7 protein-coding genes and 1 other RNA gene are annotated in these 9404 nt (G+C 60.8%); 4 read left to right on the top strand and 4 right to left on the bottom strand.

The genetic code is table 11. The features are described from left to right. The first annotated feature begins 70 nt into the window (after positions 1 to 70). Both HMPREF3138_RS24475 and HMPREF3138_RS24470 read left to right on the top strand, forming a co-directional pair. A non-coding RNA gene (locus HMPREF3138_RS24475) (RtT sRNA) lies at positions 71 to 190 on the top strand. 146 nt (positions 191 to 336) lie between these two features. Continuing rightward, the gene (locus HMPREF3138_RS24470; protein WP_139145181.1) at positions 337 to 1032 is read left to right on the top strand and encodes a hypothetical protein; all 696 of its coding nucleotides are present in this window, start codon (positions 337 to 339) and stop codon (positions 1030 to 1032) included. A gap of 69 nt (positions 1033 to 1101) precedes the next feature. Here the strand turns inward: HMPREF3138_RS24470 and HMPREF3138_RS24465 are convergent, their stop codons facing one another. Next, on the bottom strand, positions 1102 to 1458 hold the full coding sequence (locus HMPREF3138_RS24465) for a helix-turn-helix domain-containing protein (protein ID WP_004928813.1): 357 nt from the start codon (positions 1456 to 1458) through the stop codon (positions 1102 to 1104). A 295-nt stretch (positions 1459 to 1753) separates the two neighbouring features. On the opposite strand from HMPREF3138_RS24465, the gene sdeA reads away from it, so the two are divergent. Both sdeA and sdeB read left to right on the top strand, forming a co-directional pair. Then, positions 1754 to 2941 (top strand): multidrug efflux RND transporter periplasmic adaptor subunit SdeA, encoded by a 1188-nt coding sequence (gene sdeA, locus HMPREF3138_RS24460; RefSeq protein WP_038875565.1) that lies wholly within the window; start codon positions 1754 to 1756, stop codon positions 2939 to 2941. Positions 2942 to 2965: 24 nt separating this feature from the next. Continuing rightward, the gene (gene sdeB, locus HMPREF3138_RS24455) at positions 2966 to 6109 is read left to right on the top strand and encodes a multidrug efflux RND transporter permease subunit SdeB (protein ID WP_038875562.1); all 3144 of its coding nucleotides are present in this window, start codon (positions 2966 to 2968) and stop codon (positions 6107 to 6109) included. Positions 6110 to 6173: 64 nt separating this feature from the next. On the opposite strand, the gene HMPREF3138_RS24450 is transcribed toward sdeB, so the two are convergent. The 3 genes from HMPREF3138_RS24450 to HMPREF3138_RS24440 form a co-directional block, all read right to left on the bottom strand. After that, positions 6174 to 6653, bottom strand: a complete 480-nt coding sequence (locus HMPREF3138_RS24450; protein WP_015377469.1) for an RrF2 family transcriptional regulator — start codon at positions 6651 to 6653, stop codon at positions 6174 to 6176. A 264-nt stretch (positions 6654 to 6917) separates the two neighbouring features. Next, the gene (locus HMPREF3138_RS24445) at positions 6918 to 7454 is read right to left on the bottom strand and encodes a glycine zipper 2TM domain-containing protein (RefSeq protein WP_168166356.1); all 537 of its coding nucleotides are present in this window, start codon (positions 7452 to 7454) and stop codon (positions 6918 to 6920) included. A 355-nt stretch (positions 7455 to 7809) separates the two neighbouring features. Then, the gene (locus HMPREF3138_RS24440) at positions 7810 to 9114 is read right to left on the bottom strand and encodes an NAD(P)/FAD-dependent oxidoreductase (protein ID WP_004928794.1); all 1305 of its coding nucleotides are present in this window, start codon (positions 9112 to 9114) and stop codon (positions 7810 to 7812) included. Between the last annotated feature and the right edge of the window lie 290 nt (positions 9115 to 9404).

Below are 9404 nucleotides of genomic sequence, written 5' to 3'. Positions count from 1 at the left end.
GAATCAATCCCTCCCTCACCGCCATATTCTACAAAGAAGCCTGAACTCGCGTTCAGGCTTCTTTGTATGCATAGCGCACCGACCGGGAGGGTGAGAACCCTCGACAGGCTTCGACAAAACGCCTGCGTTTGGGACCGCCAACGGCGGCCCGCAGGGTGAGCGCAGCGAATCAATCCCTCCCTCACCGCCATATTCTACGAAGAAGCCTGAACTCGCGTTCAGGCTTTTTTGTATGCATAGCGCACCGACCGGGAGGGAGCCCCCTCGACAGCGGCATAAGCTGTCGACCATAATGCCCTCATAAAGATAGGCCAATGCGTAATGCAAGGGAGAAACGTGGCGCGTAAGAAGAAAGGCAATGCCCCGCGGCCAAAGACAGGCCCCGTTAAAGCAAAATCAAATAACCGTTTGGCGAAAGTATCGGCATTTTTGGTAGGCTCGGGGATTCTCATGGCGATATTGGGCGCCGCCTATCAGTACTTCGCCGGCAGCGTTTCATTAGCTTTCGTTCAATCCGTCGGAAGAGCCTATGAGTTCCAACTGACGAATGACACGCCTTCGGATCGCACCGTAACCTCCTTCCGCATCATTCCCCCCGACGTCCAGCAAGTGATCTACAAAGTCACCGAGGATGTGTATGCCACCCGCGACGAAAAAGGGCAGATTACCTTGCCGGGCGGCAACCAGAGCTATGTTCCCGCCGCAGAATTTAAAGAGCTCGATGGCCAGCGCCTATCCGCGAACGCCTCATTCAAGTTTCGCGTGCCGCCGCTTTCCAATCGCACCTGGATGGCGCCGGAGGCGGCCATCGTCGATATTCGTTATGAAATCGACTCGTCAAACCCTGTACTTGCCGCTATTGAAGGCATATTTGACGTCCTTGGCTTCCACTCCCGCCAGCACACCGTTCGCTACCTGGTCATTGAAAACTACTGGACGCCTTCTCGTTCAAACTCCCTCAACGAGGCGATTCGCATATTCTGCCGCGACAGCGACACGGTGGCGAAGTCAGGCAGTTGCGCCAACTTTTGAATCCCCACGGGTAAAGACAAAAAAGCCCGAACGCAAATTCAGGCTTTTTTATCCCCACTGCCCAACCGCTCAGTGGTGCGTGCGCCCCATGGACGCCGGCTGCGCCAACGCGCGGCGCCAGTCGCCCGGCGTTTGGCCAAACTGGCGTTTGAAGCTGCGGTTGAACGACTGCTGTGAGTCGAAGCCGAGCGAAATCGCCACGCTGACGATAGGCTCCCCGCTGTTGGCCAGGCGCTCCGCCGACACTTTCAGTTTTTGCATGCGGATATACTCCCCCAGCGCGTAGCCGGTCTGGCGTTTGAACATGCGCTGCAGATGCCATTTGGAATAGCCCGCGCGGTCCGCCACGGTGTTGATATCCAGTTTCTCTTCCAGATTGTTGTCGATCCACGCCTTCAAATCGGTAATAAAGCCCGTAGTGTTCATGCTGATGCTCCCATCATTCGGCAGGGTCACCCTCTGCCCGATGCACATACGTTGCAACAGTTTCGCTTTAAATGCAATTTTTATTATTGCATTTACCAGAAAGCCGCCACTATACTCCACCCAATTAATGTAACCGATATTGATACATTAATGTGACACCAATGTGTTTCAAAACCTAACGCTGCGCCGCTGCACGACGCAGCCGCCCCCTCGCCGCACGCCGGCGCAGGGGCGAATCCCGGAGAACAGGGCCGGGTATGGGGCCTGACCGCGCTTACTTATCGGAATAAAAATAATGGCAAATCAACCAAACTCATCGTTCAACGCCGGCGGCCGCACGCGCGCCGTCGCTCTGGGCCAGCGGCTCTCCGGAGTGGCGCTGCTGGCCACCCTGCTCGCCGGGTGCGACAACAGCGTCGCGCACAACGCCCCGCCACCGCCGCCGGTGGTCAGCGCCGCCAGCGTGGTGGTCAAGCCCATCAGCCAATGGGATGCCTTCAACGGCCGGGTCGAAGCGGTGCAAAGCGTGCAGCTGCGCCCACGGGTCTCCGGCTACATCGAGCGGGTCAACTACACCGAGGGCGACGAGGTGAAGAAAGGCCAGGTGTTGTTCACCATCGACGATCGCACCTACCGCGCCGCGCGCGAACAGGCGCAGGCCGAGCTGGTGCGGGCACGCAACCAGGCCGCCCTGGCGCGCAGCGAATCCTCGCGCACCGAGAAACTGATCGGCACTCAGGCCATCTCTCAAGAAGTCTGGGAGCAGCGCCGGTCGTCCGCCGCGCAGGCGCAAAGCAACGTGCTGGCGGCACAGGCCCAGCTCGACATGGCGCAGCTGAATCTCGACTTTACCCGCGTTACCGCGCCGATTGACGGGCGCGCCAGCCGCGCAATGATCACCGCCGGCAACCTGGTCACCGCCGGCGACAGCGCCAGCGTGCTGACGACGCTGGTGTCGCTCGACAAGGTCTACGTCTATTTCGACGTGGATGAAGCCACCTTCCTGCGCTATCAGCAGCAGGGTCGGCACGACGCGCGCCTGCCGGTGAAGGTCGGCCTGGTGGGAGAAGACGGCACCCCGCATCAGGGTCTGGTGGATTTCACCGATAACCAGCTGAACGCCGGGACCGGCACCATCCGCATGCGCGCCCTGCTCGACAACCGCGATCGCCGCTTCACGCCGGGGCTGTTCGCCCGGGTACAAATGCCCGGCAGCGCCGAGTTCAACGCCATGCTGATCGACGATAAAGCGGTGATGACCGACCAGAACCGCAAATTCGTTTACATCGTCGATAAAGACGGCAAGGCGCAGCGCCGCGACATCGACGTGGGCCGCATGGCCGAAGGATTGCGCATCGTGCAGAAAGGGTTGGCAAACGGCGATCGGGTGATCGTCGACGGCATGCAGAAAGTGTTTATGCCGGGCATGCCGGTCGACGCGAAAGCCGTCGCCATGAACCCTATCGCCTCCGCACTTAACTAAGCTCCCAGCAGAGACTTCTGACCCATGGACTTTTCCCGTTTTTTCATCGACCGGCCGATCTTTGCCGCGGTGCTGTCGATCCTGATTTTTGTCGCCGGAGCGATCGCCATCCCGCTGCTGCCGATCAGCGAGTACCCGGACGTGGTGCCGCCCAGCGTGCAGGTGCGCGCCGAATACCCGGGCGCCAACCCGAAAGAGATCGCTGAAACGGTGGCCACGCCGCTGGAAGAAGCGATCAACGGCGTCGAAAACATGATGTACATGAAATCGGTCGCCGGTTCCGACGGCGTGCTGGTGACCACCGTCACCTTCCGCCCCGGCACCGATCCCGATCAGGCGCAGGTACAGGTGCAAAACCGCGTGGCGCAGGCCGAAGCGCGCCTGCCGGAAGACGTGCGCCGCCAGGGCATCACCACTCAGAAGCAGTCCCCGGCGCTGACGCTGGTGGTACATCTGGTGTCGCCTTCCGGCAAGTACGATTCGCTGTACCTGCGCAACTACGCCACCCTGAAGGTCAAGGATGAGCTCGCCCGTCTTCCGGGCGTCGGCCAGGTGCAGATCTTCGGCGCCGGTGAGTATGCGATGCGCATCTGGCTCGATCCGAACAAGGTCGCCGCGCGTGGCCTGACCGCCTCCGACGTGGTGAGCGCCATGCAGGAGCAGAACGTACAGGTCTCCGCCGGCCAGCTCGGCGCGGAGCCGATGCCGACGCGCAGCGACTATCTGCTGTCGATCAACGCCCAGGGCCGCCTGCAAACCGAAGAAGAGTTCGGCAACATCATCCTCAAGAGCGGCGACAACGGCGAGATCGTGCGGCTGCGCGACGTGGCGCGCATCGAAATGGGCTCCGGCAGCTACGCGCTGCGCGCCCAGCTCAATAACAAGGATGCGGTCGGTATCGGTATCTTCCAGTCGCCGGGCGCCAACGCCATCGAGCTGTCTGACGCGGTGCGCGGCAAGATGGCCGAGCTGGCGACCCGCTTCCCGGACGGCATGAGCTGGAAATCGCCTTACGATCCGACGGTGTTCGTACGCGATTCGATCCGCGCGGTGGTGGATACCCTGCTGGAAGCGGTGATCCTGGTGGTGCTGGTGGTCATTCTGTTCCTGCAGACCTGGCGCGCCTCGATCATTCCGCTGCTGGCGGTCCCGATCTCCGTGGTCGGCACCTTTGCCGTGCTGTATATGCTGGGCTTCTCGCTCAATACCCTCAGCCTGTTCGGGCTGGTGCTGGCGATCGGCATCGTGGTGGATGACGCCATCGTGGTGGTGGAAAACGTCGAGCGTAATATCGAAGAGGGGCTGTCGCCGCTGGCGGCGGCGCACCAGGCGATGCGCGAGGTCTCCGGCCCGATCATCGCCATCGCCGTGGTGCTGTGTGCGGTGTTCGTGCCGATGGCGTTCCTCTCCGGCGTTACCGGCCAGTTTTACAAGCAGTTCGCCGTCACCATCGCCATCTCGACGGTGATCTCCGCCATCAACTCGCTGACCCTGTCGCCGGCGCTGGCGGCGCGCTTGCTTAAACCGCACGGCGCGCCGAAAGATCTGCCGTCACGCCTTATCGACCGGCTGTTCGGCTGGCTGTTCCGGCCGTTCAACCGCTTCTTCGCCAGCGGCTCGCAACGCTATCAGCGCGGCGTCTCCCGCGTGCTGGGCCGGCGCGGCGCGGTGTTCGTCGTCTATCTGCTGCTGCTGGCCGCCGCCGGCGTGATGTTCAAGACCGTGCCCGGCGGCTTTATCCCGACGCAGGACAAGCTGTACCTGATCGGCGGCGTGAAGATGCCGGAAGGCGCATCGCTGGAGCGCACCGACGCGGTGATCCGCAAGATGAGCGCCATCGGCCTGAGCGTGGACGGCGTCACCGATGCGGTGGCCTTCCCCGGCCTGAACGCGCTGCAGTTCACCAATACGCCGAATACCGGCACGGTGTTCTTCGCACTGGAGTCGTTGAGTACCCGAACCCGCACTGCGGCGCAGATCAACGCCGAGATCAACGCGCGCATTTCACAGATTCAGGAAGGCTTCGCCTTCTCAATCATGCCGCCGCCGATCCTCGGTATCGGCCAGGGTTCAGGCTATTCGCTGTATGTGCAGGATCGCGGCGGGCTGGGTTACGGCGCGCTGCAAACGGCGATCAACACCCTGTCCGGCGCCATTATGCAAACGCCGGGGATGGGGTTCCCGATCTCTTCGTATCAGGCCAACGTGCCGCAGCTGGACGCCAAAATCGATCGCGACAAGGCCAAGGCACAAGGAGTACCGCTCAATGCGCTGTTCAGCACGCTGCAGACCTACCTCGGTTCGTCTTACATCAACGACTTCAACCGCTATGGCCGCACCTGGAAGGTGATGGCGCAGGCCGACGGCCAGTTCCGCGACAGCGTGGAAGACATCGCCAACCTGCGCACCCGCAATGACAAGGGCGAAATGGTACCGATCGGCAGCATGGTCAGCATTGGCACCACCTACGGCCCGGATCCGGTGATCCGTTATAACGGCTTCCCGGCGGCGGACCTGATCGGCGACGCCGATCCGCGCGTGCTCTCCTCTACCCAGGCGATGGGCGCGCTGACGCAGATGGCCGGCAAGCTGTTGCCGAACGGCATGAACATCCAGTGGACCGATCTGAGCTACCAACAATCGACCCAGGGCAACGCCGCGCTGGTGGTGTTCCCGGTAGCGGTGCTGCTGGCGTTCCTCGCGCTGGCGGCGCTGTACGAAAGCTGGACGCTGCCGCTGGCGGTGATCCTGATCGTGCCGATGACCATGCTGTCGGCGCTGTTCGGCGTGTGGCTGACCGGCGGCGACAACAACGTGTTCGTGCAGGTCGGGTTGGTCGTTCTGATGGGGCTGGCCTGCAAGAACGCCATTCTGATCGTCGAGTTTGCCCGCGAGCTGGAAATGCAGGGCAAAGGCATCGTCGAGGCGGCGCTGGAGGCCTGTCGCCTGCGGTTGCGGCCGATCGTGATGACCTCCATCGCCTTCATCGCCGGCACCATCCCGCTGATCCTCGGCCACGGCGCCGGCGCCGAGGTGCGCGGCGTCACCGGCATCACGGTGTTCTCCGGCATGTTGGGGGTCACCCTGTTCGGGCTGTTCCTGACGCCGGTGTTCTACGTCACCCTCCGGCGCCTGGTGGCACGCAAAGCGCAGCCGCAAGCGGCGTAATCATCGTCTTAACATGCAAAAAGGTCGGGCATTGCCCGACCTTTTTTATGCATGCGAACCGCGATTATTTACCGGCGGCTTCGGCCTCTTGCTCGGCGGCGTATTCCGCGCAGGCGCGCTTGTCGCCCCGCTCCAGTTCGGCCAGCGAATCGGCCACGGTATGGCGCGCCAGCACCGCGAGCGAAGCCTGCTCGGCCTCGTTCACCACCGATTTGAAATACCAGCAGGCGTTGGCGCTCACCAGGCAGCGGGCCGGTACCTCAGGGCGGGAAGCCCAGATGCGCTTGTCGTCGATCACTGCCAGATAGATATCCCGCAGGGTGATCTCTTCCGCCGGGCGGCCAAGGTGGATAGAGCCGTTTCGGCCCAGGGTAGAAACGATGATGCCGTCTTTAGTCAGCGGGACCATCAGTTTGCGGATAAAGCTGGGGTTGGCTTCCAGAGCGGCGGCGAGGGTGGCGCTCGTCGAACGCATGCCCTGCTTCTCAGCTACGGCGACGCTAAGGACCATTTGCAACGCTGTCGGAAAGCGAAAATCTAACATGTCGTTATCTCTGCGAGACGAAATACTCGGGTTTTACCGGTGCGGCGATTGGCGCCGAACACACCGCTTAATTGCACAATAATATAACAAACACGGGGGCTTTTTTGAAGTTTTGCCCAGTGATATCGCACGCAGACATTAGAACGATCGCAAATTTTTGGGCAGGCAGAAAACAGAAACCCGCGTCAATGTTAACGCCGCTCGCTTAACCGGGTTAAACGATCAGAACTAACACTGCCCGCGGGCTTAATTCGAATGTGGCGATCAGGCTCTGTTCAGCACCAGCTGGCCGTTTTTGTCCAACGGGATTTGCGTGCCCGGATCGTGATCCATGCGGATCTTGCCCTGCTGATTACCGATCTTGTAGGTCACGTCATAACCCAGCATTTTCTGAGACTTGTCGTAGACCGTTTTGCAACGCTGCTGAACGCTGGTGCTGACGTCGTTGTTTTGCATCGCCCCTTGCACCTGGTTGCCGGCATAACCGCCGCCCAGCGCGCCGACCACGGTCGCCACGTCGCGCCCGCGACCGCCGCCGAACTGGTGGCCGATCACGCCGCCCGCCACTGCGCCCAGCACAGAACCGGCGATGCGGTTTTCATCCTGCACCGGCGCACGATGCGTAACGGTGACGTTGCGGCATTCCTGACGCGGCGTTTTGATGGTTTCTTTAATCGGCGTTGCGGCGAGCACCTGCGCGTACTGCGGACCGGCAGAAAAGACGTCCAGGCTGGCTACCGCGGCAATCCCCAGAGCGGCAGCGATACCAATCCCAACACCGGCTAACATTGATTTGTTCACAGGAAACCTCCTGAAAGTGTTACCACGCATTTTGTCCGGGGTCTGTGACCGGCTGCACCGCGCTTATTATTTTGCGCATGGGCGGCTTGCGGTATCCCGGTTTACGGCGTGCGCGACGCGCCGTCTGTAAACGAGGTAAAGTCTGCACAATGATTTGAGGGCCCGCAATAAGACAAGGGGACCAAAAATGCGGGAAAACGGCCGTTTTGCCGCTGTTTAGGAGGAATCTTAAGAATTTTACCCATGCCGACGACAGCTTATGCTGAAGAATCAAACAACCGCCGCCGTTCGCCTCGCGCCGCCATAAAAAAACCCGCGCGGGCGAACCGGCGCGGGTTGGTCGACGAAGGCAGGATCAGTGCATTTTCAGACGCGGGCGGATCACCCGGTTGATGCCGCCTACCAGCATCATCAGGCCGGTTTTGATGTAGCCGTGCAGCGCCACCTGGTGCATGCGGTACAGCGAGATGTAAACGAAGCGCGCGATGCGCCCTTCCACCATCATCGAGCCGCGCATCAGGTTGCCCATCAGGCTGCCGACGGTGCTGAAGCGCGACAGCGACACCAGCGAGCCGTGGTCTTTATACACGTATGGCTTCAGCGTCTGGCCGTTCATCAGCGCCAGAATATTGGTGGCGCAGCGCGAGGCCATCTGGTGCGCCGACTGGGCGCGCGGCGGCACGAAACCGCCGCCCTCTTTCGGGCAGGAGGCGCAGTCGCCGATGGCGAAGATGTTCGGATCGCGCGTGGTCTGCAGCGTCGGCTCCACCACCAGCTGGTTGATGCGGTTGGTTTCCAGGCCGCCGATGTCTTTCATGAAGTCCGGCGCCTTGATGCCGGCCGCCCATACCATCAGATCGGCGTCGATGAACTCGCCGCCCTTGGTGTTCAGGCCTTTGGCGTCCGCGCTGGTCACCATGGTGTTGGTCAGCACGCGTACGCCCAGTTTGATCAGCTCCTGGTGCGCCGCAGCGGAAATGCGCGGCGGCAGCGCCGGCAGAATGCGCTCGCCGGCTTCCACCAGCGTCACGTTCAATGCGCTGTTGTCCAGGCCTTCGAAACCGTAGCTGTGCAGCTGCTTCACCGCGTTGTGCAGTTCGGCGGACAGCTCAACGCCGGTGGCGCCGCCGCCGACGATGGCGATGTTGACCCGCTCTTTTTGCCCCGGCTGCGCCGAGAACTTCAGGAACAGGTTGAGCATTTCGTTGTGGAAGCGACGCGCCTGATGCGGGTTATCCAGGAAGATGCAGTGCTCTTTCACGCCCGGCGTACCGAAATCGTTCGAGGTGCTGCCCAGCGCCATCACCAGGATGTCGTACGGCAATTCGCGCGCCGGCACCAGCTCGCCGCCCTGCTCGTCGCAGATCTGCGCCAGCTGCAGCGTTTGCGTCTCGCGGTTGATGTTGGTCAACGACCCCAGTTGGAAGCTGAAATGGTGGTTGCGCGCGTGCGCCAGGTAGCTGAGCGCATCCACGCCGTCATCGAGGGAACCGGTCGCCACTTCGTGCAACAGCGGTTTCCACAAATGGCTGTGGTTGCGATCCACCAGCGTGATCTCCGCTTTGTTCTTGCGGCCAAGTTTATGGCCCAGGCTGGTCGCCAGCTCCAAGCCACCGGCGCCGCCGCCAACAATAACGATTTTCTTCTTTGGCGTTGTCAAAATAACCCCCTAAATGTGAACCATTTGTTATTCCAGGGTAAATAAATAATATCCTTAGAATACATAGGGTTCGCTTAAAATAAATCGGCTCTCTAAGGCCAGAATAACATGCGAGGTTATTTGGTCATACCAAAATTGACGTACATCAAATTTTTTTGGTTAAAGGCTGGACGCGGGGATTTTTTGGGGATTGTGATTCAAATAGTTAGCGCTGAGTCACAGTTTTAAATTTTGCCGATTGCCACGAAAAACTTTACCTTGGCGTACAAAAAAGCCGCACTTTCCGTCGG

The organism is Serratia sp. HMSC15F11 (assembly GCF_001808215.1).
Taxonomy (GTDB): Bacteria; Pseudomonadota; Gammaproteobacteria; order Enterobacterales; family Enterobacteriaceae; genus Serratia; species Serratia nevei.
This window is presented reverse-complemented; position numbering and strand designations above follow the sequence as displayed.